Annotated in this window: 27 protein-coding genes; 23 read left to right on the top strand and 4 right to left on the bottom strand. The window is 38.0% G+C overall.

Annotation, left to right across the window (positions count from 1 at the left end):
• Positions 1 to 69 precede the first annotated feature (69 nt).
• On the bottom strand, positions 70 to 1,305 hold the full coding sequence (nusA, locus tag AC0N32_RS03355; RefSeq protein ID WP_476392457.1) for a transcription termination factor NusA: 1,236 nt from the start codon (positions 1,303 to 1,305) through the stop codon (positions 70 to 72).
• Between the two features lie 15 nt (positions 1,306 to 1,320).
• On the bottom strand, positions 1,321 to 1,788 hold the full coding sequence (gene rimP, locus AC0N32_RS03350) for a ribosome assembly cofactor RimP (protein ID WP_476392456.1): 468 nt from the start codon (positions 1,786 to 1,788) through the stop codon (positions 1,321 to 1,323).
• 212 nt (positions 1,789 to 2,000) lie between these two features.
• Here rimP and AC0N32_RS03345 point away from each other — a divergent pair, with 212 nt between their 5' ends.
• The 16 genes from AC0N32_RS03345 to AC0N32_RS03270 all read left to right on the top strand — a co-directional run bounded on the left by AC0N32_RS03345 (position 2,001) and on the right by AC0N32_RS03270 (position 17,394).
• Positions 2,001 to 3,314: a UDP-glucose dehydrogenase family protein gene (locus AC0N32_RS03345; protein ID WP_476392455.1), complete on the top strand. Its 1,314-nt coding sequence runs from the start codon at positions 2,001 to 2,003 to the stop codon at positions 3,312 to 3,314.
• Between the two features lie 5 nt (positions 3,315 to 3,319).
• Complete coding sequence (gene rfbB / locus AC0N32_RS03340; RefSeq protein ID WP_476392454.1) at positions 3,320 to 4,399, top strand: dTDP-glucose 4,6-dehydratase; 1,080 nt, start codon at positions 3,320 to 3,322, stop codon at positions 4,397 to 4,399.
• Positions 4,400 to 4,411: 12 nt separating this feature from the next.
• Complete coding sequence (gene rfbA, locus AC0N32_RS03335) at positions 4,412 to 5,275, top strand: glucose-1-phosphate thymidylyltransferase RfbA (protein WP_476392453.1); 864 nt, start codon at positions 4,412 to 4,414, stop codon at positions 5,273 to 5,275.
• Positions 5,276 to 5,444: 169 nt separating this feature from the next.
• Positions 5,445 to 6,293 (top strand): ABC transporter permease, encoded by an 849-nt coding sequence (locus AC0N32_RS03330; RefSeq protein WP_476392452.1) that lies wholly within the window; start codon positions 5,445 to 5,447, stop codon positions 6,291 to 6,293.
• Between the two features lie 31 nt (positions 6,294 to 6,324).
• Positions 6,325 to 7,584 (top strand): ABC transporter ATP-binding protein, encoded by a 1,260-nt coding sequence (locus AC0N32_RS03325; RefSeq protein WP_476392451.1) that lies wholly within the window; start codon positions 6,325 to 6,327, stop codon positions 7,582 to 7,584.
• Positions 7,581 to 7,982 (top strand): sugar 3,4-ketoisomerase, encoded by a 402-nt coding sequence (locus AC0N32_RS03320; RefSeq protein ID WP_476392450.1) that lies wholly within the window; start codon positions 7,581 to 7,583, stop codon positions 7,980 to 7,982. Before AC0N32_RS03325 ends, AC0N32_RS03320 begins: the two co-directional genes overlap by 4 nt.
• The gene (locus tag AC0N32_RS03315) at positions 7,972 to 8,385 is read left to right on the top strand and encodes a sugar 3,4-ketoisomerase (RefSeq protein ID WP_476392449.1); all 414 of its coding nucleotides are present in this window, start codon (positions 7,972 to 7,974) and stop codon (positions 8,383 to 8,385) included. Before AC0N32_RS03320 ends, AC0N32_RS03315 begins: the two co-directional genes overlap by 11 nt.
• The gene (locus AC0N32_RS03310; protein ID WP_476392448.1) at positions 8,382 to 8,852 is read left to right on the top strand and encodes an acyltransferase; all 471 of its coding nucleotides are present in this window, start codon (positions 8,382 to 8,384) and stop codon (positions 8,850 to 8,852) included. Before AC0N32_RS03315 ends, AC0N32_RS03310 begins: the two co-directional genes overlap by 4 nt.
• A 25-nt stretch (positions 8,853 to 8,877) precedes the next feature.
• Positions 8,878 to 9,978 (top strand): DegT/DnrJ/EryC1/StrS family aminotransferase, encoded by a 1,101-nt coding sequence (locus AC0N32_RS03305; RefSeq protein ID WP_476392447.1) that lies wholly within the window; start codon positions 8,878 to 8,880, stop codon positions 9,976 to 9,978.
• Positions 9,979 to 10,012: 34 nt separating this feature from the next.
• Positions 10,013 to 10,930 carry a glycosyltransferase gene (locus AC0N32_RS03300; RefSeq protein WP_476392446.1) on the top strand — a complete coding sequence of 306 codons (918 nt, stop codon included), beginning with the start codon at positions 10,013 to 10,015 and terminating at the stop codon, positions 10,928 to 10,930.
• A gap of 23 nt (positions 10,931 to 10,953) precedes the next feature.
• On the top strand, positions 10,954 to 12,039 hold the full coding sequence (locus tag AC0N32_RS03295; protein WP_476392445.1) for a glycosyltransferase WbsX family protein: 1,086 nt from the start codon (positions 10,954 to 10,956) through the stop codon (positions 12,037 to 12,039).
• Positions 12,040 to 12,981 (top strand): glycosyltransferase family 2 protein, encoded by a 942-nt coding sequence (locus AC0N32_RS03290; RefSeq protein ID WP_476392444.1) that lies wholly within the window; start codon positions 12,040 to 12,042, stop codon positions 12,979 to 12,981. It abuts the gene before it with no gap.
• Between the two features lie 34 nt (positions 12,982 to 13,015).
• Entirely contained in the window at positions 13,016 to 13,684 is a 669-nt protein-coding gene (locus AC0N32_RS03285; protein ID WP_476392443.1) for an NAD-dependent epimerase/dehydratase family protein, read from the top strand.
• 34 nt (positions 13,685 to 13,718) lie between these two features.
• The gene (asnB, locus tag AC0N32_RS03280; protein WP_476392442.1) at positions 13,719 to 15,515 is read left to right on the top strand and encodes an asparagine synthase (glutamine-hydrolyzing); all 1,797 of its coding nucleotides are present in this window, start codon (positions 13,719 to 13,721) and stop codon (positions 15,513 to 15,515) included.
• Positions 15,515 to 16,450 (top strand): glycosyltransferase family 2 protein, encoded by a 936-nt coding sequence (locus AC0N32_RS03275; protein WP_476392441.1) that lies wholly within the window; start codon positions 15,515 to 15,517, stop codon positions 16,448 to 16,450. Before asnB ends, AC0N32_RS03275 begins: the two co-directional genes overlap by 1 nt.
• Before the next feature lie 5 nt (positions 16,451 to 16,455).
• Positions 16,456 to 17,394, top strand: coding sequence for a glycosyltransferase family 2 protein (locus AC0N32_RS03270; protein WP_476392440.1), 939 nt, complete (start codon positions 16,456 to 16,458; stop codon positions 17,392 to 17,394).
• A 1-nt stretch (position 17,395) separates the two neighbouring features.
• Here AC0N32_RS03270 and AC0N32_RS03265 read toward each other — a convergent pair whose 3' ends face one another.
• Both AC0N32_RS03265 and AC0N32_RS03260 read right to left on the bottom strand, forming a co-directional pair.
• Positions 17,396 to 18,424 carry an acyltransferase family protein gene (locus AC0N32_RS03265; RefSeq protein ID WP_476392439.1) on the bottom strand — a complete coding sequence of 343 codons (1,029 nt, stop codon included), beginning with the start codon at positions 18,422 to 18,424 and terminating at the stop codon, positions 17,396 to 17,398.
• Between the two features lie 25 nt (positions 18,425 to 18,449).
• Complete coding sequence (locus tag AC0N32_RS03260; protein ID WP_476392438.1) at positions 18,450 to 19,220, bottom strand: class I SAM-dependent methyltransferase; 771 nt, start codon at positions 19,218 to 19,220, stop codon at positions 18,450 to 18,452.
• A 91-nt stretch (positions 19,221 to 19,311) separates the two neighbouring features.
• Between AC0N32_RS03260 and AC0N32_RS03255 the strand changes: the two genes are divergently transcribed.
• The 7 genes from AC0N32_RS03255 to AC0N32_RS03225 all read left to right on the top strand — a co-directional run bounded on the left by AC0N32_RS03255 (position 19,312) and on the right by AC0N32_RS03225 (position 24,882).
• Positions 19,312 to 19,854, top strand: coding sequence for an acyltransferase (locus AC0N32_RS03255; RefSeq protein ID WP_476392437.1), 543 nt, complete (start codon positions 19,312 to 19,314; stop codon positions 19,852 to 19,854).
• A gap of 32 nt (positions 19,855 to 19,886) precedes the next feature.
• Entirely contained in the window at positions 19,887 to 20,723 is an 837-nt protein-coding gene (locus AC0N32_RS03250; protein WP_476392436.1) for a glycosyltransferase family 2 protein, read from the top strand.
• A 3-nt stretch (positions 20,724 to 20,726) separates the two neighbouring features.
• Positions 20,727 to 21,890 (top strand): glycosyltransferase, encoded by a 1,164-nt coding sequence (locus AC0N32_RS03245; RefSeq protein ID WP_476392435.1) that lies wholly within the window; start codon positions 20,727 to 20,729, stop codon positions 21,888 to 21,890.
• 19 nt (positions 21,891 to 21,909) lie between these two features.
• Positions 21,910 to 23,061 carry a glycosyltransferase gene (locus tag AC0N32_RS03240; RefSeq protein ID WP_476392434.1) on the top strand — a complete coding sequence of 384 codons (1,152 nt, stop codon included), beginning with the start codon at positions 21,910 to 21,912 and terminating at the stop codon, positions 23,059 to 23,061.
• A gap of 10 nt (positions 23,062 to 23,071) precedes the next feature.
• On the top strand, positions 23,072 to 23,623 hold the full coding sequence (locus tag AC0N32_RS03235; RefSeq protein ID WP_476392433.1) for a serine acetyltransferase: 552 nt from the start codon (positions 23,072 to 23,074) through the stop codon (positions 23,621 to 23,623).
• 269 nt (positions 23,624 to 23,892) lie between these two features.
• A complete protein-coding gene (locus AC0N32_RS03230) occupies positions 23,893 to 24,561 on the top strand; it encodes a carbonic anhydrase (protein WP_476392432.1) in 669 nt (222 codons plus the stop codon).
• A gap of 21 nt (positions 24,562 to 24,582) precedes the next feature.
• A complete protein-coding gene (locus tag AC0N32_RS03225; RefSeq protein ID WP_476392431.1) occupies positions 24,583 to 24,882 on the top strand; it encodes a hypothetical protein in 300 nt (99 codons plus the stop codon).
• Positions 24,883 to 24,907: the final 25 nt, after the last annotated feature.

Genomic DNA, 24,907 nt, shown 5'->3' with positions numbered 1-24,907 from the left:
TACTGTTTTTTTAATTTTTAAAATTAAAGTATTTCTTTTTTACTGTTTATTAAAATTTACTTAAAAATCTTAATCTTCGAATTCTTCTCTTAGAATACGTTTCACATCCTCAATGGTTTCCTCTTCAAGATCTACCATATTCAATAAACTCTCAGTTTCTTTGTCCAGAACCGATTTTGCAGTAGTAAGTCCTACTTTTTTGAATTCGTCCAGAATCCACTGTTCGATATCATCATTGAATTCTTTCAGTTCAACATCATCATCTTCACTCGCTTCTCTGTGAACATCAATTTCATACCCCGTAAGCCATGAAGCAAGTCTGATATTCTGTCCCTGCTTTCCGATTACTTTGGAAATTTCCTCTATCGGCGTGTATACCAATGCATAAGTACTGTTTTCATTGATATCAATCTTGTTGATGGTAACGTTTCCTAAAGCTCTCTTTACAAGAATTTCAGGATTTTTAGACCATTGAATAACATCAATATTCTCATTTCTCAGCTCTCTTACCACACCGTGAATTCTTGATCCTTTTACCCCGACACATGCTCCGACAGGATCTATTCTGTCATCATAAGCATCCACTGCAATTTTTGCCTTTTCACCAGGAATTCTCACTACTTTTTTCAGCATGATCGTACCATCCTGAATTTCAGGAATTTCAAGCTCCAATAATTTTTCAAGGAACTTCGGTGCTGTTCTGGAGATAATAATCTGTGGCTTTGAACCTTTAAAATCTACCGTTTCCACGATAGCTCTGATATTTTCCCCTTTTTTAAAGAAATCCGAAGGAATCTGATTTTCTTTAGGCAAAATAAATTCATTCCCTTCATCATCAAGCAAAATTACATGCTTATGACGGATATGGTGAATTTCACCTACCACGATCTCACCGATTCTGTCTTTAAACTGCTCGTACAACATCGCGTTGTTGTGCTCCTGCAATTTCGTAGCCAAAATCTGCTTCAGGGTAAGAATATTTCTTCTTCCCAATTGGGCAACAGGAATTTCCATCGTAAAATCTTCACCTACTTCAAAAGTAGGATCTATTTTTTTAGCTTCAGAGATTTCGATTTCCAGATCATCATCTTCAGACATCTCGTCTTCTACGATCGTTTTATTCAGGAATATCTGAAAATCTCCTTTATCAGGGTTCACAATCACATCAAAATGATCATCCGAATCGTATCTTTTTCTTAAAAGAGTTTTCAGTGAATCTTCGATAATTGCCATCAGATCAATCTTACTGATCCCTTTTTCGTCTTTAAAATCACCAAAGGATTCAATCAACGCTATATTGTCCATTTATTCTTTTTCTTTTTAAAATTTAATTGTTACTAATGCTTTTTTAATCTCAGAGTAAGGAATTTCCTTTTCCTCCTCTACATCTACTTTTCCCTTCCCGATATCTTTCGGCTTGCGGTACCGCAGAATAAGAGTAATCTTTTCTTCATCTACTTTTGCCAGCTCGCCTTCAATTTTTTCAGAGTCATTCAGCAGAACCTCAATTTCTCTTCCGATATTTTTAGCAAACTGTCTCTGTGTAACCAGAGGTTCGCTTAAGCCGGCAGACATCACCTGAAGGCTGAAGTCATGCTCTTCACGGTCCATATTGAATTCGATGGCGCGGCTGGCATCCAGGCAATCCTGCAGCGAAACACCGTTATCACCATCCAAAATCACTGTAATATCATCTCCGGCAGAAATTTTTAAATCAATAAGAAATAAATCGTTCCTGGTTTCCAGAAAATCATTTAATAATTCTTCAATTTTTTTTCTAAACTCCATATGTAATTTCAAATCTTGATTTACCTGTACGAAAAAAGGCTTTCTTCCGAAGGCCTTCCCATGTTTTTCCGTAAATCCACTGCAAATATACGAACTATTTATTAAAAAAGCAAAATAACTTATTATCAAGCGAATAAGTTAATTATTATTTAAAACTCCGGGATGAAAGGATTTTTATTATTTTTGTAGTGATTTTAATAAAAACATACATTTTGAACATTACCATTGTAGGAACAGGTTATGTAGGATTAGTCACAGGAACGACTTTAGCAGAACTTGGAAATTCAGTATACTGTGTAGATATTGATGAAAAAAAAGTAGAAGGTATGAAAAACGGCGTAGTTCCCATTTATGAGCCGAACCTTGAAGAAATGTTTCTGAGAAACATTCAGTCCGAAAGATTATTTTTCACTACCGATTTAAAGAAAGCTTTGGATAAAAGTGAGGTCATCTATCTGGCTTTGCCGACACCTCCCGGAGAAGACGGCTCCGCAGACCTTTCATATGTGCTGAAAGTAGCCAATGATATCGGAGAAATGATGACGGAATACAAAGTTATCGTTAACAAAAGTACTGTTCCGGTGGGTACGGCCGACCGGGTAAAAGAAGTCATCGGATCAAAAACACAAATTCCTTTTGATGTGGTTTCCAACCCGGAATTCCTGAGAGAGGGTTTTGCTGTTGAAGATTCTATGAATCCTTCGAGAGTGGTAGTCGGTTCAAGCTCTGACAAAGCAAAGGATATCATGGCTAAAATTTACCAACCTTTCACCAACACCGGTATTCCTATCATTTTCATGGATGAAAAATCTTCGGAACTTACAAAATATGCAGCCAATTCATTTCTTGCCGTGAAGATCACCTTTATGAATGAAATTGCCAATTACTGTGAAAAAGTAGGTGCAGATGTTGATAAAGTAAGGCTTGGAATGGGCAGTGACGACCGGATCGGTCACAGATTCCTTTTTCCGGGGATCGGATACGGAGGAAGCTGTTTTCCCAAGGACGTAAAAGCTTTAATAAAATCCGGAAAAAACGATGATTTTGATTTCAGAATTTTAGAAGCCACGGAAAAAGTGAATGCGGCCCAAAAAGTAATTCTCGTTTCCGAAATTGAAAAATACTTCGGCGGAAATATCGAAGGAAAAACAATTGCTATGTGGGGACTGGCTTTTAAAGCAAACACGGATGACATTCGTGAAGCCTCGTCACTGGATAATATCTCTATTCTTTTGGAGAAGGGTGCAAAAATCGTAGCGTACGATTCCGTTGCGGAAAATAATGTTAAAAAGCTTCTCGGAGACAAAATCCAATTTGCGAAAACGATGTATGATGCCCTTGAAAATGCAGATGCCTTGTTTATTGCTACCGAATGGCCGGAATTTAAAAATCCTAATTTTGAACTGATGGCCAGAAAAATGAAAAACCGTGCCGTTTTCGACGGAAGAAACATGTATCCGCTCGAAGTTCCCGAACAAAACGGATTTTATTATAAAAGCATCGGCCGCAGAACCGTTATAAATTAAAATGAATGAAAAATATAATCATTACAGGGGGCGCCGGATTCATTGGCTCACACGTTGTGAGGGAATTTGTAAAAAACAATCCTGAGAGCACCATCATTAACCTGGACGCACTTACCTACGCCGGAAATCTCGAAAACCTGAAAGACATCGAGAATGAACCCAATTATGTTTTCGAGAAAGCAGACATTACCCGGCCGGAAGAATTAAGGGCTGTTTTTGAAAAATATCAACCGGATGCAGTGGTGCATCTTGCAGCAGAAAGCCATGTAGACAGAAGCATCACAGATCCGATGGCTTTTATTAATACAAATGTAAACGGAACCGCTAATCTGCTGAATTTATGCAAAGAATTCTGGACGCTGAATCCGGATCATACGCATGGAAGATTTCCTGACGAAAAAAGAAAAAATCTTTTCTACCATATTTCTACCGACGAAGTTTACGGAAGTTTAGGCGAAACCGGATTCTTTCTGGAAACCACCTCTTACGACCCACAATCTCCTTATTCGGCTTCAAAAGCGGCTTCAGACCACTTGGTAAGAGCGTATGGAAACACTTACGGAATGCCTTTTATTGTATCAAACTGTTCAAATAATTACGGCCCGAATCATTTTCCTGAAAAGCTGATTCCTCTCTGTATTTCCAATATTATCAATGAAAAACCTTTACCAATTTACGGTGATGGTAAGTACACAAGAGACTGGCTTTTTGTGATTGATCATGCGAAAGCCATTCACCAGATTTTCAATGATGCTAAGACGGGTGAGACCTACAACATCGGAGGGTTTAATGAGTGGCAGAACATTGATCTGGTAAAGGAACTCATCAAACAAATGGATTCCAAACTTGGCAGGCCGGAAGGATACTCTGAAAAACTTATCACTTTTGTAAAAGACAGACCGGGACATGACAAACGTTATGCTATCGATGCTACCAAGCTAAACAAAGACCTCGGCTGGAAACCTTCTGTAACCTTTGAACAAGGCTTGGCAAAAACCATAGACTGGTATCTCGAGAATAAAGAATGGCTGGAAAATGTTACCAGCGGCGATTACCAGAAATATTACGAAAAACAATATCATTAAAACACAATAAAGATGAAAGGTATTATTTTAGCCGGTGGCTCGGGGACACGACTTTTCCCTCTTACCATTGCAGTCAGCAAGCAACTTATGCCCATTTATGACAAACCCATGATTTATTATCCGCTGTCAACTCTTTTATTGGCCGGCATCAAGGATATTCTGATCATTACAACCCCTCATGATCAGGAGGGTTTTATCAGGCTTTTGGGTGACGGCTCACACATTGGTTGTAATATACAATACATCGTACAGCCAAGCCCGGATGGTCTCGCTCAGGCATTTATTCTGGGAGATGAATTCATTGGAGATGATGCCGCAGCATTGGTTTTGGGTGACAATATTTTTTACGGTTCAGAAATGGGAACATTACTTAAAAACAAGACAAATCCTGAAGGCGGAGTCGTTTTTGCCTATCATGTCTCTGATCCCGAGAGATATGGAGTGGTAGAATTCGATGATGATTTTAAAGCAGTTTCTATTGAAGAAAAACCATTGAAACCAAAATCCAATTATGCTGTTCCGGGGCTGTATTTTTATGATAATGACGTCGTTGAAATTGCAAAAAACATCCAGCCTTCTGCAAGAGGTGAGCTTGAGATCACAGATGTAAACAATGTTTACCTTCATAAAGGGAAACTGGAAGTAGGAGTTTTAGACAGAGGAACCGCCTGGCTCGACACCGGAACCTTCGACTCGCTAAATGATGCTTCGGAATTTGTGCGGGTTATCGAAAAAAGACAGGGATTTAAGATCGGTTGTATTGAGGAAATTGCATTCAGGAATAAATTCATTAATGAAGAACAATTACTTAAAACAGCGATAAAATATGGAAAGAGCGGATATGGTGAATATCTGAAGAACCTTATTAATAAATAATGAATACCCATCATATTGTAAAAACTGTTGCTTTTTAGCAGCAGTTTTTTATTTGGCAAAGTAAATATTCATATTGTTTAAAACTTTTTTATCTATTAATGATAATTTTTTTCGAATAAAAGTGTAAGATATAATTAAAAAATATAAATTTGCAGTAAACTTTACACAAATGAATGAACCACAAACACCGTGGACCGAAATTATTGAAGCCAGGCATTCTTTATTCGATTTAAAACTTAAAGAGGTATGGAAATACCGGGATCTTATATACATGTTTGTAAAAAGAGATTTCATATCCAGCTTTAAGCAGACCGTTTTGGGTCCTGTCTGGTTTTTTATCAACCCTGTTTTCACTACCATTACCTATCTTGTTATTTTCGGAAAAATCGCCCGCTTATCAACTGACGGCGCTCCTCCTTTATTGTTTTATCTCTCCGGCGTTACGCTTTGGAATTATTTTTCATCATGCCTTCTGAGTACGTCTTCCACATTTGCAGGAAATGCCGGCATTTTCGGTAAAGTATACTTTCCAAGATTAGTAACTCCTTTATCTGTTGTTATTTCAAATTTAATGCGGTTCGGCGTCCAATTCTTTTTATTTCTCATAGTGTGGGGATATTATCTTTCAAAAAATGAAATACACCCTAATTTGTGGATACTGGCAACCCCCTTTCTGATCGTACTCATGGCTTTATTTGCTCTAGGAACCGGAATGATATTTTCTTCTCTCACCACAAAATATAAAGATATCAGCCTGCTTTTGGGATTCGGTGTTACTTTATATATGTATGCGACGCCCGTTATTTATCCTGCTTCAGCCTTACCTGGTTTCTTCAAAAAACTAGCTTTCTACAATCCGTTAACCGGAATTTTCGAATGCTTTAAATACGCATGGATTGGGATTGGGAATTTCTCGCCAATCATGCTTATTATTAGTACGGTTATTATACTGATGCTCTTACTGATTGGTATACTCACATTCAATAAAGTAGAGAAAACCTTTATGGATACGGTTTAAAATCATTATTAATTTTCAAATTGTAAATAATATGCTCGCTTTAAAAGCAGAAAACATATCGAAACAGTACAGAATCGGACAGGTAGGCACCGGAACACTATCCCATGACCTCAACAGAATGTGGCATAAACTAAGAGGTAAGGAAGATCCGTATCTGAAGATCGGGGAAGTAAATGACCGTACTATAAAAGGAGCGTCGGAATACGTCTGGTCTTTACGAAATATCAATTTCGAAATCGAACAGGGAGATGCGGTGGGAATTATCGGGAGAAATGGCGCCGGCAAATCGACCCTTCTAAAGTTGTTGAGTAAAGTCACCAAACCGACCACAGGAAAAATTTATTCCCGGGGAAGAATCGCTTCTTTGCTTGAAGTGGGAACAGGCTTCCATCCGGAGATGACAGGAAGAGAAAACGTCTTCCTGAACGGTGCCATATTAGGGATGACCAGAAAAGAAATTTCCCGAAAATTTGATGAAATTGTCGATTTTTCAGGGGTTGAAAGATATATTGACACCCCTGTGAAAAGATATTCTTCAGGAATGTATGTACGTCTAGCTTTTGCCGTGGCTGCCCACCTGGAATCGGAAATCCTGATCGTTGATGAAGTTCTGGCCGTAGGTGATGCAGATTTCCAGAAAAAATGTCTGGGGAAAATGAATGATGTGACAAAAGGAGACGGGAGAACGATCTTATTTGTGAGCCATAACATGACCGCCATAAAAGAGCTTTGCAACAAAGGAATTCTACTCAATCACGGGCAGATCGATTATCAGGGTGACATTCTAAAAAGCATTGTAGAATATCAAAAAAACAGCACTAAAGAAAGTTCTTACCGCTACAATGGTAATTTGGATGAAGCCATTGGCAATGAGAATATAAGAATAAAAGAGTTTTCCGTATCTCCTTCATGTGGAGAGCTGCTGCATATCGAATCAGGAGTCCATATTAAACTTGTGTTTCACAATTACTGCCGAAATATCAATCTCGACGCAACGTTTGAACTAAAAAACTATGAAGAACTGGTCATCTTTCACGTAGGAAAGTTGGTGTCTGCAAACAATGATTCAAAAATAGGAGAATATACTGTTGAATTTAAAATCCCGGCCGGACTTTTAAATGCCGGTAATTATTATTTCAAACTGTACTTCGGAAAGGATCAGAAAATTCTTCTTTTTGGAGTTGACAACTTTATCGGATTTGAAATAGAAAATATAAAAGTTGGAACAATGATGCATATTTATCCAGGCATAATAAGACCAAATTTTGAATATAAATTAAAAACACCATGATTCCTGAAAAAATACAACTTCCTAAAATATATGATAAAAGAGGGAACTTATCTTTTTTTGAACATCCCAATCAGTTACCTTTTGAGATCAAAAGAACTTACTGGATATACGACGTGCCTGGTGGAGAAGTAAGAGGAAGCCATGCTTTCAGAGAGCAGCAGGAATTTATCATAGCACTTTCAGGAAGTTTTGATGTGGTCATTCACGACGGAAAAGAAGAACAGAGATTTTCTTTAAACAGGTCTTACTACGGATTATATGTCCCAAAAATGTTTTGGAGAAGACTGGAAAATTTTTCTACAAATTCATTAGCGTTGATTGTTTCTGATAAACATTATAATGAACAAGATTATATAAGAGATTTTGAAGAATTTAAAAAGATAACCAATGAAAAATAATATTTCCGTATTCAATTGCAATATTATTGATTTAGGTAAAATCAGTTTTAATGAAGGCAATCTTACAGTTGTTGAAAATGATTCCTTATTTCCTTTTAGCGTAAAACGAATTTTTTATCTGTATGATATTACAGGAGGAGAAAACAGAGGTGCCCACTCTCATAGAGAATGTCACCAATTCCTCATTGCAGCAAGTGGGAGCTTTGAGATTTCCCTAGATGACGGCACATTCAAAAGACAGGTTTTCCTGAACCGCCCCAATATGGGATTACACATCCCTCCCGGAATCTGGGCTTCAGAGGTGAATTTCTCATCTGGAGCAATTTGTCTGGTGCTGGCTTCTCATTTTTATAATGAAGACGATTATATAAGAGATTACAATATTTTTAAAAATTCAAAATGACAAGTAATATCCATCATTTATCTGATGTTAGATCGCAAAACATCGGCACAGGTTCTGTAATCTGGCAATATTGTGTAATATTAGATAATGCGCAAATTGGCTGCAATTGTAATATTAACTGCCATGTTTTCATCGAAAATGATGTCACGATAGGAGATAACGTTACCATCAAATCCGGAGTACAGGTTTGGGATGGCGTAACCATCGAAGATAATGTTTTTATTGGTCCGAATGTGACCTTTACCAATGATCTTCTTCCACGTTCAAAACAATATCCTATCAAATTTAGCAAAACACTGATTAAGAAAGGGGCATCGATTGGTGCCAATGCAACTATAATTGCAGGAATTACCGTTGGGGAAAATGCTTTGGTAGGCGCAGGAAGTGTCGTAACGAAAAACATTCCGGATAATGAGATCTGGTTTGGAAATCCCGCTCAATTTCACAGGAAAGTTTCTAATGAATAAGTATTTTGATAAAAAACACAGACCAATGATTAAATTCCTCGATTTACAGAAAATAAATTTAGAGTATCAAAGTGAAATTGAAGCAAAACTCTTGCAGGTTTTCCGTTCCGGTTGGTATCTTATGGGACAGGAAGTTTCGGCTTTTGAAAGTAAACTTTCTAAATACATCGGCTCGAAGCATGCTATAGGAGTTGCCAACGGCCTGGATGCATTGCGCCTTATATTGAGGGCTTACCTGGAGATGGGAGTAATGAATGCCGGCGATGAGATCATTGTTCCTTCCAACACCTACATCGCTTCCATTCTGGCTATTTCAGACAATGGTTTGGTTCCGATATTGGTAGAACCTAACCTCGTAAGTTATAATATTGACTTAACTAAAATTGAAGAAAAGATGACATCAAAAACAAAAGGAATTTTGATTGTACATCTGTATGGAAGAGTAGTCTTCTCAAATGATTTGTTGCAACTTGCCAGAGATAAAAATCTAAAAATCATTGAAGATAATGCTCAGGCAATCGGCGCCGAGTGGAATGGTAAAAAGTCAGGTAATCTGGGAGACGCTGCAGGCTTTAGCTTTTACCCTGGTAAGAACCTTGGGGCTTTAGGAGATGCGGGGGCGGTTACCACCAACGATGATAATGTGGCAAAAACAATTAGGGCATTGGCCAATTATGGATCAGATCAGAAATATGTCAACATCTATCAGGGACTTAACTCCAGATTAGATGAGATTCAGGCAGCTGTTTTGGGAGTTAAATTAAAATATATTGATCAAGAAAATAGAAAAAGGAGAAAAATTGCAGAAAAATATATTTCAAAAATATCAAATCCAAAAATAATTCTTCCGGAAAATCCAGCTGATGAAAAAGAGCATGTCTGGCACCTATTTGTAATCAGAACAAAAAACCGTGATCATTTTCAAAAATATCTGACCGAAAATGGAATTCAAACTTTGATACATTATCCTATCCCTCCTCATAAACAGCAGGCTTATAAATACTTGAACAACATATCTCTTCCCATCAGTGAGAAGATTCACGGAGAAGTATTGAGTCTGCCGGTTTCCCCTTTAATGACCGATGAAGAAATTGACAGATTAATAGAGATTGTGAATCAATTTTAAGCTTTAATTCCGATAAAAGATAAATTAAAATCTTATGAATCAATTGCCTCTAGTTTCGATTTTATGCCTTAGTTATAATCAGGAACGATTTATCTCAGAATCTCTGGATAGTATAAAATTTCAGAGCTACAGAAATATTGAGATTTTAATCTGTGATGATTTTTCTGAAGATAAGTCTGTAGAAATAATCAATGATTGGATTGAAAACAATTCACACTTAAATATCACATTAATAAGACATTCAGAAAATCAAGGTATCTGTAAATCTTTAAACGAACTGCTGACATTCTCGAAAGGTAAATATATCATTACCATAGCACTGGACGATCTGATGGAATCTGATAAAGTGGAACGACATGTTAAAATACTTGAAAACTCTTCTCCAGATGAAGCTTTAGTATTTTCAAATGCCTACTTAATAGATGATCGTTCGGTACGTTATCAAAATACGTTTATCCCTTATTTTTATAAGTATTTAAGTATTGAGTCCGGAAATTTTTACGAAATATTGCTTAAAGATAATTTTATTCCCGCCATGTCATGTGTCACAAAATCTGCCTTGATAAAAGACATCGGAGGCTGGGACGAAACATTAACCTTTGAAGATTACGACATGTGGCTGAGGTTAAGTGAGAAATATAATTTCATCTATGATGATTATAGATCCTGCAGCTATAGAATGCATGCGACAAACTCCCATAAAAAGAAAGATTTTTTGAATGCTTCTTTTTTTGACATTTATCTAAAACACAAAGAACAGCCTGTCATGAAGAAGAAAATTTTACAGCTTATCCATCAGGCATATCAAGATAACAAACTGACAGAAAATCATAAAAATTACCTTAAAGAACTTGACAATAAAACACTTAAAGAAAAGCTGATTCTAAAGAATGCAGGGAGCTTCGCCTATAACACATTCCTTTTTCTTCAGAAAATTTATTATAAAAGCTAGTAAGAATATTTTAAAAACATAAAATGAAAACAAAAGCCCGCGCCATCGCCTATTACCTTCCTCAATATTATCCTATTCCCGAAAACGATGAATGGTGGGAAAAAGGTTTCACGGAATGGACAAATGTGACAAAAGCCCAACCGCTGTTTCCCGGCCACCACCAGCCGAACCTACCTACAGAATTAGGATTTTATGATCTGAGGGTTCCTGAAGTAAGAATACAACAGGCGCAACTTGCAAAAGAACATGGTATTGAAGGGTTCTGCTACTGGCATTACTGGTTTGGCGGCGGCAAAAAAATTCTGGATCGGATTTTTACGGAAGTCCTGGGAAGTGGAAGTCCTGATTTCCCATTCTGCCTTGCCTGGGCCAATGAAACATGGAAAGGCATCTGGCACGGACTGGAGAATCAGATTCTTGCGGAACAAAAATATCCCGGAACGGAAGATTATATCAATCATTTTTATGAACTCTTACCGGCATTTCAGGATAAACGATACATTCGTGTACATAATAAGCCTGTGTTTATTATTTACAAACCATTCGACATACCTGATCTGAGCTTTTTTATGGATCTTTGGAATTCTTTAGCCGCCAAAAATGCCCTGGAAGGGATTTATTTTATAGGCCACCTGTTTGATTTCAGAAGGTGCCACGAACTTTTAGAACTCGGAGTAGATGCGGTAAATTTGGTCCGGATGAATGAAGTCCAGCGGCAACTGCCAATACCAAAGCTTAGTATACTCGAAAAATTTAAATATAAACTGAAAAATATTCCGACTGACCTGCCGGTATACGAATACAAGGATGCCATAACCGTTCTGCTGGGGAATGAAGCTAAAGAGAACAATATCATCCCTACCGTCTTTCCAAACTGGGACCATTCGCCCCGAAGCAAAGGGAAAACATTGATTCTCCATGATTCTAATCCAGAATTATTCAGAAAGCATATACAGGAAGCCATAAAACTTGTAGAAGACAAACCGGAGGGTGAAAACATTATTTTCATCAAGTCCTGGAATGAATGGGCGGAAGGGAATTATCTGGAACCAGATCGAAGATACGGCAGAAAATATCTGGAAGTATTGAAAGAAGAAAACACAATATAAATGACCATTACTGTAATCATACCGGTTTATAACGCCGAAGATTTTATTAGAAAGGCCGTAAGTTCCGCGATCCAGTTCCCGGAAGTAAGAGAAATACTGCTGATTGATGACGGTTCAGAAGATAATTCTCTGCACGTCTGTTTAGAAATCGCGAAACAGCATGCTGCAGTAAACGTTGTTCAGCATGCAGATCAAAAAAACCACGGCGTATCCGCTACGAGGAATCTGGGGATCGATCTGGCAACTTCCGAATTCATTGCTTTTCTCGACGCAGATGATTATTATCTTCCCAACAGGTTCGATGCCGAAAGAGAATATTTCAAAGACCCTAAAGTCGAGGGGGTTTATGGTGCTATTTCTACAGAATTTTTAACAGAAAAAGGGAAGCAAGTATACCTGGAAAAATTTGTTACCGATGGCCTTACCACAGTTTACCAGGAAGCTGAAGGAGCTGATGTTTTCAGAGGATTATCCGAAATCAATAAGGATCATGGTACATTTTTTTCCATGATTGCCCTCACCATAAGGAAAACAGCTTTAAAAAGAACAGGGTTGAGACTTAATGAAAAGCTGAAAATCAGTGAGGACAAAGATTTTATAGTTAAGCTTTCTTACCTGGCCTATTTGAAATCAGGTTTTATCAACAGTCCGGTTGCCGTACGCACTGGACATGAAAATAACACAATTACCAAAATAAGGAATTATTCCTCAGATTACTTTTATCATCAGTCGCTCATTTTTGAGTCACTCTACAAATGGGCAAAAAAACAAAAAAAAATGCCTTCAAAAGCTCTTGAAATTTTCAGGTACAAATACTTGTCCTCGAAAATCGCCTCAATGAAAGGCATGATGAAATATTTAAATTATATCAGATATACAATATTCAATCCTCTACTTTTAAAGACCAGATATCGTTATTATGCCCTCAAAAACAACCCTTGATATCTTGAAAATATAAACTTAAAAAACACAGATTATGATTATTGGAAACGGCATGCTGGCCCATGCATTACGAAAATACGACAGAGCGGAAATTCTGTTTTTTGCTTCCGGAGTTTCAAATTCACTGGAAACAGACCGCAGTGAATTCCGAAGGGAAATTGCACTTTTAAAGTCCGTTTCAGATCAGCACAAAGATAAAAAAATGGTTTACTTTTCAACCTGCAGCATTTATGATAGTTCTAAATCTGAAAGTCCTTATGTGCAGCATAAAATCGAGATTGAAAAACTTATTTCTGAGATCTCAACTGATTTTGCCATTTTAAGAATAGGGAATGCCGTCGGGAATGGCGGAAATCCTAATACTTTGATCAACTTCCTGAAAAATGCCATTGAAAAGAATACTAAAATTACGCTGCATAAACATGCGGGAAGAATATTGGTAGACGCTGATGATATTGCAGAATTTACACATTCCTATTTAAATAAAATTAATAATCAGTGTATTGATTTTGCTTACCCTTATCAGTTTACACCACTCGAAATCGTATTGAGTATGGAAGAATATCTCGGCAAAAAAGCAGATTATGAAACGATAGATGAAGGAGCCAGATATGATATGGAATTCCGCCAGATCGTCAGAGATTATTTCAAAAATATAGCCCCGTCCGATTACCTGAAAAAAATTTTTAAAAGCTACCTATAGAGGAGCTCAATATAACGATCAATAAATATATTATATGTGCGGAATAGCAGGAATCATCGCCAATAATGCTCGTAACTATAAAGAAGAGCTGCAAAAAATGACCGGGGCCATTGCCCACAGAGGTCCCGATTCTTCACATTGTGAATTTTACGAAAATGCTGCTTTGGGGCATCGCAGGCTATCCATTATTGATTTGTCGGAAACAGGTAAACAGCCGATGTTTTCACAGACCAAAAAAGAATGCATTGTTCTGAACGGCGAAATCTACGGCTATCAACAAATTAAATCGAATTACGCTGAATATGCCTATCAAGGAACTTCAGACACGGAAGTCATTCTGGCCATGTACCAGAAGAAGCAGGAAAAACTCATTCAGGACCTTCCCGGGATGTTTGCTTTCGCCGTCTGGGACAATGAAAAACAGCAGCTTTTCTGCGCCAGGGACCGATTTGGCGAAAAGCCTTTTTATTATGCTGTAGGAAAGAATAATGAATTTATTTTCGCGTCGGAAATCAAGGCGATTCTGGCATCCGGCCTTGTATGCCCGAAGGTGAATCAGGAGGCTCTTTCACATTATCTCAAGCATGGCTATGTGAATTCTCATCACAGCATTTATGAAAACATAAAAACCTTACCACCCGCCCATCAGCTGATCTGGAAAAACGGAGAAATTTCCGTTTCAAGATATTACAGTCTTCCGCCAAACGACCGTATTTTGAATCTTTCTGAAGCGAAAGAAGAATTTACCTATCTTTTAAAAAAAGCAGTTCAAAAGCAACTTGTAGCAGATGTGAAAGTAGGAAGTTTCCTCAGTGGCGGACTGGATTCTTCATCTATTGTCGCAATGATTGACCGTTTCATTCCTCATCAGACAACTATAAGTTTCGGCTATGATCACGAAGAAAGCGAGCTGAAATATGCAAAAGAAATTGCCTTAAAATATCAGACCGGTCATATTGAAGTACACGAAAAGAAAAAAGATCTGGCTGCTTCATTGCTGAAAATATCTCCCTTTTTTGATGAACCTTTTTCGGATATATCTTTCATTCCGCATTTTGAGATTTGCAGAAGCGCAAGGGAAACCCTAACGGTTGTTCTGTCCGGTGATGCAGGAGATGAACTTTTTGGAGGATACGATTTTTACAGGGTGGAGAATCTTTTGCGGAACCATTTCAGTTATAAAAATATCATCGCAAAATTTGGTTTACAGCTTTATCAGAAACTGAGACCTGTTTCTTTTGTGACACAAAAAAATCTGGAATATCACAATCTGCTTGATTTTCATCAGAATTTTGTAAGAAATGCTTTTAATCAAGAAGAAAGAACGGCTTTGGGGGTTACGGAAAACTACCGCCAGCCTTTTAGTTTCTGCCCGGATCCGGATTCTCTCAATGATATAATGAGAGCAGATCTTGAAGGATATGTTCCGGGAAATATGATGGTAAAGTCCGACAGGATGGCCATGGCCAATTCTCTGGAAGTAAGAACTCCCTTTCTTGATGTTGATTTTGCCGAGTTCTGCATTCAACTTCCTGAACAGCTAAAGATCAATAACGATAACGATAAAATTATTCTCAGAGAAGCAATGGGTTCTTACTGGACAGAAGCTGTCCGAAGAAGGAAAAAACAAGGTTTTGGAATGAGCGTAAAAAACTGGTTTGAAGAAGAAAACCTCGTTAATCTTTCAAATAACCTTTTACATGATCCTGGTCAGAAAATTTTCAACTTTATTGATTTTAAAGCAACGCAGAAATTCCTTAACGAAGATCATAAGCATTGGAATTTGCTACAGCTAGCACTTTGGGCACACAACAACAAAAAATATCTATAATGCTTACTATTTCTGTCATTATTCCGGTTTACAATGCAGCGCTGTTTTTAGAAAAATCGGTACAATCTGCTCTGCAATTTAATGAAGTAAAGGAAATTTTATTGATTGAGGATCAGTCAACCGATAATTCGCTGGAAATTTGTCAGAAACTAGCTTCAGAAAATTCCGGAATCAAATTATTTCAACATGCTGACAAAGGAAATCATGGTGCGGGAGCCTCAAGAAACCTGGGAATTGAAAAGGCAACCTGTGATTTTATTGCGTTTCTGGATGCTGACGATTATTATCTGCCCAACAGATTTGATGCTGAAAAAGAAATTTTAAAAGAGACAAAGATTGACGGAGTCTTTGGGGCCATTGGCGTTGAATATCTCACGGAAAAAGGCCGTCAGGAATTCCAGGAAAAATTTAAGAACGTATCACTTACCACCGTAAATTATGCAGCTGAAGGAGAAGAGGTCTTCAGAGGCTTGCTGGGACTTACTCCAAGAATCTTCGGTACGTTTTTTCATCTGAATGCACTTACCGTAAGAAGATCGGCAGTGGAAAAACACAGATTGCGATTTAACGAAAATCTGCGTGTACATCAGGACTCTGATTTTAATATAAAGCTTTCTTATTTCTGCCATTTAAAGTCGGGCATCATTGATAAAGCTATTGCAGTAAGAGGTGTCCACGACCACAACAGAATTACCAAGATCATTCCGTATTCTTCTCAATATAATGCGAGACAGCTGATGTTGTGGCAATCCCTCTACAATTGGGCGGTTACCAACAATTTACCTTCAGCATATAGCAAAAGAATTTATTTAAGTTTTAAATCTTTTGACCTTTCTCAAAAAAAGGGTTTCACAAAATATGTGAATATCATTTGGGAAGCTGTAAAGAATTATAAAATATTAAAAACAAGATACCGATACCATTACTATAAATAATTATCATGAAAATTTCTGTTATCATTCCTGTCTACAACGCAGAAAAATATGTCACGCAGGCCGTGAAATCTGCGCTTCAGTTTCCTGAAGTTTCCGAAGTCATTCTGATTGAAGATAAATCGCCGGATCATGCCCTGCAAGTTTGCGAAAAATTATCGAAGGAGAATGAAAGAGTAAAACTCTATCAGCATCCCGACAAAGAAAATCACGGAGCCGGTCCTTCAAGAAATCTGGGAATTGAAAAAGCAACCGGTGACTTCATTGCTTTCCTAGATGCCGACGATTATTATCTGCCTAACAGGTTTGATGCAGAAAAAGAACTTTTGAAAAATTCCTTTGTTGAAGGAGTATATGGTGCCTTGGGAGTCCATTATTATTCAGAAAAGGCCAGAAAAGACTATTACAAAGTTTTTGGCAATCGTTTGACTACTGTGTACAAAAAACATCATCCTGATGAGGTTTTCCCAGGACAGCTCGGCATGAGGGGTAGTTTCGGGCTGATTCATCTGGACACTTTAACGATTCGTAAAAATGCTTTAGATAAATTAAATCATCTTTTTAAAAAAACATTGAGATTACACCAGGATTCCGAATTTCTTTTCAGATTGTCATTTTATGCGCATCTTTATCCCGGCATTTTGGACCATGCTGTTGCCATGAGAGGCGTACACGAAAATAACAGGATCACACAGGTTGATACTAAAAAAATAAACCCCGCCACCACGAGGGTTCTGCTATGGAAAGAAATCAACGAGTGGGCAAAAGATGAAGAGACAATTCCGGAAGACATCAGACTTCATATTCAAAGGATGGCCCGTAGCTTTGAGATTGCCATGGCGCCATTCTGTAAGAAATGGATGATGATTTTAAAATACCTGGTAACCGATTATCACGGCATTCGTTCCGGCCTGTACAACATCAACTTCAGACATGATTTATTTTAAATTACCTGAACTTTATTTTCTTTAAATAATCCCTGGCCGGCTTTTCAATAAACCGGTAAAAAATTGCTGAAACAACCATTAATACCAAGATATAAATCCAAAATACGGTATTGCTCTCGTACACCTGAAAGTGATCCCATAAAACCGACCTTAAAATGTGCAGCACCGGAATATGAACGATATACATTGCATAACTGATCTCTCCGAGAAATTCTAATGGTTTTAATGAAAATATTTTTGTCAGAACCCCATTATTGCAGGAGATCAGATAAATTAGCGGAACAAAAAGAACCGCCATAAGACCATTATGAAAATTCAGCGGAATGAGAATTAATGATAATAAAATCCCTGCGAAAATTAAAATAACGGCAATATCATGATTTTTCGCCTTCCTGTTTTTCACGAAAAATAAGCCTGCCAGATTCCCTATCAGAAACTCATTAATGTGCCACAGCGGAAAATAGTGGCTGAATTCATGACTCATCGTATGGGGACCTTTATAGGCCAGGGAATTCACATAAAGATTGGTGAAAAACTGTGTTCCTACCCAGATTAAGATGGCAATAATCCATATGCTTTTATTGCCTTTTGAATAGAAATAATTGTACAGCCACGGAAAAAGAAGATAGAACAAAAATTCTACAGAGATCGACCAGCCCGGGAAATTAAGCACCAGGGCTTTTCCCGGGATCCAGCTCTGAATACCCAACAGATACAAAAGACATTTATAGATACTGAAATCAGTGTACCTGGTCAGAAAATACAGCAGCAATCCTAAGACATACAAAGGATAAATTCGCGCCAGCCTGTTCCTGTAATAATCTTGATAATTAATACTTACCTTATGATGGTAGGCCACGATCATAATAAAACCGGAAAGAATAAAAAAATAACTCACCCCGACATTTGCTCTGAGAAAAATATCGGAAACATATCTGATTTTATATAAAAATAAATCTTTATTAAAATGAGAAATAACGATCGCCATGGCAGCGACAAAACGGGTAAAAGTGATCTGACCTATTTTCACGGGTCAAAAATACATTTAAAAGTTATTATTTTACAAAAACACCAATGTATTTTCCTTCATATTGCACAACGGTGGTCTGGATCTTATTTTTTTCGCAAAAGTCCTGATAGGCAGAATTGTCACCAATATCATCACTGATAAATACTGCACCCGGCTTTAATCTCTTATACACTTCATCATAAGCCCACATTCTCCCGTTATAGCTCTTATCCGAATCATAATGGAAAACATCCGGAGAAGGGTTTTCGGCGAAAATTTTGGGCAAAGATTCTTTATCCGCAAAACGGAATAATTTCCAATGATTTTGAAGCTGTTCCGGAACAACACAGCCTACATACTGATCTCCGTCCTGCGCAAGATACGGCATATCTGAGCTGTATAAAGTTCCGCCTCTCTTTTCCAGAGAAAGCAAAGCTGCGAGCGACGACCACCCGTATGCCACGCCTGTCTCCAGAACATACTGTGCTCTGGTAAATTCGCAGGCATAATAAATGAGTTCAAGCGCACCCGCCCCGCCCATTTTTATGGGACATTCTTTTTCTTTGCGGTATGCTTCCTGTAAGATTTCAGCAAATTGCTTTCTGAAATCCTCAATATCCATTGAAAAAAGTTTTAATACCGCTTCTTTCTGGGAAATGGCTACCGATGCAGCCCAGGAATTTGTTTTTTCTTTTCCCTTGAATGCACTTTTCCGGTTTACGGTATTTTTAATGATTTTTCGTCCTAGCTCGGGATAGAGACCTGGCCTTTTGAGATAAGCCACAAATGTTTTGAGAACTGTCGATATTTCAGTCATTGTGTTAAATTTAAAAACAAAAATATATATTTTTTTTAATTACACAAAACTATTATATTTGTAATGCAAATATGACGAAAAATTTACACCGATGATGTTCAATATCCTTGAAAAAATCCAGAGAAGAGGCCAGATCTCCCTGCTTAGAAAACACAAAAAAGTGTCTCTTAACGACCTCAAATTGGGAAATTACAATTATTTCTCACTTGACCCCGACATTACAATCCTGAATATAGAAAATTCTGCATCTTTAAGAAATTTCATTCATATTTTCATGGGCAAAAAAGCATCACTTGAGATTGGTGAAAATTTTTTCATGAATAATTTCTGCTCGATCAATTGTCTTGATAGCATTACCATAGGAAACAACACCTTATTCGGGGAAAATGTAAAACTGTACGACCATAATCACCGCTATGAAACCTCTCATAACTTTAAGGTTTTTTCTAATGAATTCAACACCGGAGCAATCACGATAGGCGACAACTGCTGGCTTGGAAGCAATGTCACTGTTCTTAAAGGGGTAAACATAGGCAATAACTGCATCATAGGTGCCGGCTGTGTGATCCATAAAGATATTCCACCCAATACCGTCATAATGAATCATCAGGAACTGATCAGCAAGAGTATCTGATTTTGTTTATTCCCAATCTAAAAACACAAACAATGAAATTTTCGATACTTATTGCCAATTACAACAACGGTAAATATTTTAAAGACTGTTATCAGTCTATCCTTGATCAGAAACACCTCAATTGGGAAGCCATAATCCTCGACGATGCTTCGACCGATGATTCTGTGGAAGTCATCACTGAAATGGTGGGAAATGATAAGCGGTTCAGAATTTATCAAAATGAAACCAACAGCGGAGTCGGTGTTACCAAAAGTAAACTTATAGAACTGGCACTAGGGGAAATATGCGGTTTTGTTGATCCTGATGATGCGATACTTCCCACGGCCATATCTTCGTGCATAGAAGTTTACGCCAAAAAACCGGGTGTAGTACTTACCTATTCGCTCTTTATGATGTGTGATGAAAAGCTTGCCCCTCAAAAAGTTTTCAGGCAGGGAAAACAGGTGGTCAACGGATCTCCTTACTTCTTTAACAATCCTATTGAAATCGCTCATTTTGTGACCTTCAAAAAAGAAATCTACGACCGAACCGAAAAGATGAACCCCGCTATGAAAATCGCAGAAGACCAGGACCTTTATCTTAAAATGTATGAAAAAGGAAAGGTCTGCTTCATCAATGAACCCAACTATCTCTACCGGATGCATTCCGGCGGGATTTCGCAAAATGAGAACAAAACGAAATCAAGGGAATATTTTGCTCAAGTGATTTTCAATGCGATGAAACGGAGAAATTTAAAAAGCATTAACGGAAAACCTGTCCCGGACGAATTCAGAAATGCCGATGAAATCTACCAATTTATTGATTATCAGAGGAGCTTTCTTTCAAAACTAAAAAGAAAGATGGTCATTTTTATCCAGCAAATTTTTTGATGAATGATTAAAAAAGATAAAATAAAAGTCCTGTTCAGGCATCGCTCCATGGAAATGGGAGGTGTGGAAAAAGTCGTTTTGAGTATGCTCAACAACCTCAGCAGAGAAAAATTTGAGCTTACGATATGCCTCAATATGAACCAGGGTGAGTTGCGGAACGAATTTCCGCCGCATGTACGAAAAGTATATCTCACAGAAGGCAGAGAAGATCTGTCAAAAAATCCCCTGGTCCGGAAGATACAGTTGGCCATAAGAAGACTGAAGCTTAACAGGGCTAAAAAAGATCCTTCCATAGCTGACCGCATCCTCAAAGACCTGTTTGACGTTGAAATTGCAACAACCTATGCGGTTTACGAAACCGTACTTCATTCAAGCAATAAAAACTCAAAAAAAATTGCCTGGCTGCATTCTGATCTTACCCTTCCCTCGTTCGATCCTTACCGTGAAAATATTTTTCAAAGCATGCAGCAGTTTGATTATATCATCTATGGCTCGCAGCAGTGTAAAGATATTTTAGACGAGAAATATCCCAACGTACAATTTCCTCCCGGAAAAGTGATACTCAACGCCATTCCTATTGAAGAAATTAAGGAAAAAGCACAGGCTTTCCTGCCTCAATTTAAAAAGGTTCCCACATTTGTTTCAGTGGGCAGACTTGATATCAGAAAAGGATACAGAACACTTCTTGAAGCTCATCATCGACTTTTAGCAGACGGCTACATGCATCATATCCACGTAATCGGTAACGGGGAAGACCACGAAATACTTTCCAGGAGGATTGAAGAGCTGGGAGTAGAAAGTTCATTTAAGCTTCTCGGCACCCTTATGAACCCTTATCCTTATGTAAAAAATGCAGATTTCTACATCATGTCTTCAGAAAGTGAAGGCTGGCCGCTGATCATTGCTGAAACACTTATCCTCCGGAAACCGATTGTAGCAACAGCGGTAGGCGGTATCCCCGAAATGATTGAGCACGGAACAACAGGATTCCTGACGGAATATTCTCAGGAAGGCCTTTATCAGGGCATTAAGGAGTTTCTTACCAATAAAGATCTGATCGGAAACATTCAAAAAAACCTGATCGATATTGAACGTAAATTCGACAGTAAAGAAATTTTTGAGGCTGTAGAAAAAATCATTGAAGATCTGGCTGACAAAAATAAATAACAATACTTAAAACAAATTGATGAACAAGAAAAAAATCCTGATCCGTATTGGCTCTCTGCGTCATGGCGGGGCAGAAAAAGCGCTGATCAACTTTTTAAAAAATATTCCTGCGGACAAGTATGAGATTGATCTTTTACTCAATCTGTATTCCGGGCAGTATATTGATGAAGTTCCAACGTGGGTCAATGTGTATTATCTCATCAGAGGAGAAATGATCACCACCAACAGAATTCAGGATATTCCTGTAAAAGTGGTGCGGGTTCTCTACCAGAAGATATTCCTGCTATTTCCCTCACTGCTCTACAGGATCATTTTAAAAGGAAAGCAATACGACGTTGAGCTGGGAGCCATTCACGGAATATATAAAGAGATTCTTTCAAGCCCTCGGAAACATTCAAAAAAAATCATCTGGATACAAAACGACATTTTTAGTTTAAAAGAATATACGCCGGATATCATCCGTCAATTCTTCAGGTTTAATAAGATCATGGTCATTTCCAATAAGCTGGAAGAAGAAATACTAAAGCTGGCTGATAGTGAAAAAGAGAGACAATCTGTGGTTAAAATCTACAATCCGATAGACCGGAATGACACCTTACAAAAGGCGAATGCTTTTATTGAGGATATGCCTTTTAATAATTCCGGGCTTCCGCTTTTTATCTCGGTGGGGACCGTCTATCCACAAAAAGGATATGACAGACTTCTGTATGTTCACAGGAAACTATGGGAAGACGGATTTCATCATCATCTCGTCATTATCGGGGATGGTTACGATTTTGAAAATATGAAAAGTTTGATTGATAAATTAAACATCGCACAAAGCGTAAAGATGCTGGGCTACCGGAGTAATCCTTATCCATATCTCCGGCAATCGGATTTTTATATCATGTCTTCACGTCATGAAGGCTTTCCTACGATTATTGCGGAAGCGCTCCTATTGGAAAAACCTGTTTGCGCCACCGATATTTCAGGTATAAAAGATCTTCTGCAGGATGGAAAGCTGGGGATTATAACTCCCAATTCAGAAGAGGGAATTTACGATGGAATGAAAAAACTCATAACAGAAAAATATCTTTCGGAAAAGTACAAATCGGCGATCCAGAGTACTCAGCTTCCGTTTGTGCTGGAAAAATCCGTACAGCACCTTCAGGAAATCATTGATCATCTTTAAATCAAATACGATGTCGTATTCACTTATTCAAAAAGATTTTTACCGTGAAAGCGGAAAATGGCTATCCGGCGCACAGATCATAACAAAATGTATTAATCCGAACCTGCATTTTATCTACATTTTAAGGAAAGCACAGAAATACAGTAAAACCCCATTGATCCGTATATTTTGGAGATTGGTTTTAAGACATTACCAGATTAAATACGGCTACCAGATCTACCCCGAAACAAAAATCGGAGAAGGTTTTTATATCGGGCATTGGGGCGCATTGGTCATCAATCCGAAAGCGAAGATCGGCAAGAACTGCAATATTGCGCAGGGTGTCACCATCGGGCAGCAAAACCGGGGCAGAAATGCAGGCTTTCCGGTCATCGGTGATGAAGTGTGGATCGGTACCAACGCCGTCATTGTAGGAGGGATCACCATAGGCGATAATGTTTTGATTGCTCCGAATGCTTATATCAATTTCGATGTTCCATCACATTCGGTGGTGGTGGGAAATCCCGGAACGATTTATCCATCGGAAAATGCTACGGAAGGATATATTAATCATAAGGTTTGATAATTTAATATTGATTTTTTGCGAATTGTTCGTAATTTTAACAACGTGTTGTAATGAATCATCCATTGTTGACAGGATTAAGATTATATATTCACCGCTGAAATTATTCAAAATTGATAGCAAGCATGATTTTAAGCATATTTTAATATTAAACTTTGTTAAAAGTATTTGCTTTTTCATCAAATATTATATTTTTGCAGTGTTATTGATTTAGTCTATTGATTTTAAAAATAATTTACACGAAATAAATAATTATAAATAGTTAAATTATGTCACAATCGTACGAAGTTATTTTTGAAAACAACAGAAAATGGGTAGAATCCAAGCTGGCAGACAACCCGGATTTCTTTCATGATCTGGCCAAGACCCAGAACCCCGATTATTTATACATCGGATGTTCAGACAGCAGGGCCACCGCGGAAGAACTGATGGGAGCCAAGCCCGGTGAAGTATTCGTTCACAGAAATATTGCCAATATCATCAATACTTTGGATATGAGTTCCACAGCCGTCATTCAATACGCTGTAGAACATCTGAAAGTAAAGCATATTATCATCTGCGGACATTACAACTGCGGCGGCGTAAAAGCAGCCATGACCCCGGAAGATCTCGGATTGCTGAATCCCTGGCTGAGAAACATCCGCGATGTTTACAGGCTTCATCAAAGCGAGCTCGATTCTATCGAAGACGAGGATAAACGTTATGACAGGCTTGTAGAGCTGAATGTTCAGGAGCAATGTATTAACGTTACCAAAATGGCCTGTGTGCAGGAAAGATACATCCTGGAGGAGTATCCTGTCGTTCACGGGTGGGTATTTGACCTCAGAACCGGTAAGATTATTGATCTGGAGATTGATTTTGAGAAGATCCTCAAAGACATCCAGAAGATCTATAACCTAACAGGTTCCGACTGGGTGATGAGCAGAAAGACCAAATAGTTTTTCTAAAAAAAGTGTGAAATGAAACTTTGGAGTATTATTACATTATTGTTTTTCCTTAATTTTACGGCTTTACCGGGTATTGCCTCGGTTTTCGGCTGGGATCTTCAGGGAACGAATGTCGTGATCAGCGAAGAAGAACCGCATTCTCATCCTTCCTCTTTCATTGTTTACGAAAAGACCCTTCCAAAACCACTGGATGTATTCGATTACCTTCAATTTTTCGAAACGTCCCTGGAAGCACGATCTTTTGTGCCGGTAGATGATTCCTTTCATCTGTCGCCTTTATTAACCATATTTTCTCCGCCTCCGGAAGCTTAATTATTATAGTCAGATTTTTTAATGC

Source organism: Chryseobacterium endophyticum, assembly GCF_056333165.1.
Note: the sequence above shows the minus strand (reverse complement) of the source record. Positions and strands in the feature narration are given on the sequence as shown.

Excerpts from the sequence above, each read along its gene's own strand:
- nusA (WP_476392457.1), bottom strand. The coding sequence starts at position 1,305 with ATGGACAATATAGCGTTGATTGAATCCTTTGGTGATTTTAAAGACGAA.
- rimP (WP_476392456.1), bottom strand. The coding sequence starts at position 1,788 with ATGGAGTTTAGAAAAAAAATTGAAGAATTATTAAATGATTTTCTGGAA.
- rfbB (WP_476392454.1), top strand. The coding sequence starts at position 3,320 with ATGAAAAATATAATCATTACAGGGGGCGCCGGATTCATTGGCTCACAC.
- rfbA (WP_476392453.1), top strand. The coding sequence starts at position 4,412 with ATGAAAGGTATTATTTTAGCCGGTGGCTCGGGGACACGACTTTTCCCT.
- AC0N32_RS03330 (WP_476392452.1), top strand. The coding sequence starts at position 5,445 with ATGAATGAACCACAAACACCGTGGACCGAAATTATTGAAGCCAGGCAT.
- AC0N32_RS03325 (WP_476392451.1), top strand. The coding sequence starts at position 6,325 with ATGCTCGCTTTAAAAGCAGAAAACATATCGAAACAGTACAGAATCGGA.
- AC0N32_RS03320 (WP_476392450.1), top strand. The coding sequence starts at position 7,581 with ATGATTCCTGAAAAAATACAACTTCCTAAAATATATGATAAAAGAGGG.
- AC0N32_RS03315 (WP_476392449.1), top strand. The coding sequence starts at position 7,972 with ATGAAAAATAATATTTCCGTATTCAATTGCAATATTATTGATTTAGGT.
- AC0N32_RS03310 (WP_476392448.1), top strand. The coding sequence starts at position 8,382 with ATGACAAGTAATATCCATCATTTATCTGATGTTAGATCGCAAAACATC.
- AC0N32_RS03305 (WP_476392447.1), top strand. The coding sequence starts at position 8,878 with ATGATTAAATTCCTCGATTTACAGAAAATAAATTTAGAGTATCAAAGT.
- AC0N32_RS03300 (WP_476392446.1), top strand. The coding sequence starts at position 10,013 with ATGAATCAATTGCCTCTAGTTTCGATTTTATGCCTTAGTTATAATCAG.
- AC0N32_RS03295 (WP_476392445.1), top strand. The coding sequence starts at position 10,954 with ATGAAAACAAAAGCCCGCGCCATCGCCTATTACCTTCCTCAATATTAT.
- AC0N32_RS03290 (WP_476392444.1), top strand. The coding sequence starts at position 12,040 with ATGACCATTACTGTAATCATACCGGTTTATAACGCCGAAGATTTTATT.
- AC0N32_RS03285 (WP_476392443.1), top strand. The coding sequence starts at position 13,016 with ATGATTATTGGAAACGGCATGCTGGCCCATGCATTACGAAAATACGAC.
- asnB (WP_476392442.1), top strand. The coding sequence starts at position 13,719 with ATGTGCGGAATAGCAGGAATCATCGCCAATAATGCTCGTAACTATAAA.
- AC0N32_RS03275 (WP_476392441.1), top strand. The coding sequence starts at position 15,515 with ATGCTTACTATTTCTGTCATTATTCCGGTTTACAATGCAGCGCTGTTT.
- AC0N32_RS03270 (WP_476392440.1), top strand. The coding sequence starts at position 16,456 with ATGAAAATTTCTGTTATCATTCCTGTCTACAACGCAGAAAAATATGTC.
- AC0N32_RS03260 (WP_476392438.1), bottom strand. The coding sequence starts at position 19,220 with ATGACTGAAATATCGACAGTTCTCAAAACATTTGTGGCTTATCTCAAA.
- AC0N32_RS03255 (WP_476392437.1), top strand. The coding sequence starts at position 19,312 with ATGATGTTCAATATCCTTGAAAAAATCCAGAGAAGAGGCCAGATCTCC.
- AC0N32_RS03250 (WP_476392436.1), top strand. The coding sequence starts at position 19,887 with ATGAAATTTTCGATACTTATTGCCAATTACAACAACGGTAAATATTTT.
- AC0N32_RS03245 (WP_476392435.1), top strand. The coding sequence starts at position 20,727 with ATGATTAAAAAAGATAAAATAAAAGTCCTGTTCAGGCATCGCTCCATG.
- AC0N32_RS03240 (WP_476392434.1), top strand. The coding sequence starts at position 21,910 with ATGAACAAGAAAAAAATCCTGATCCGTATTGGCTCTCTGCGTCATGGC.
- AC0N32_RS03235 (WP_476392433.1), top strand. The coding sequence starts at position 23,072 with ATGTCGTATTCACTTATTCAAAAAGATTTTTACCGTGAAAGCGGAAAA.
- AC0N32_RS03230 (WP_476392432.1), top strand. The coding sequence starts at position 23,893 with ATGTCACAATCGTACGAAGTTATTTTTGAAAACAACAGAAAATGGGTA.
- AC0N32_RS03225 (WP_476392431.1), top strand. The coding sequence starts at position 24,583 with ATGAAACTTTGGAGTATTATTACATTATTGTTTTTCCTTAATTTTACG.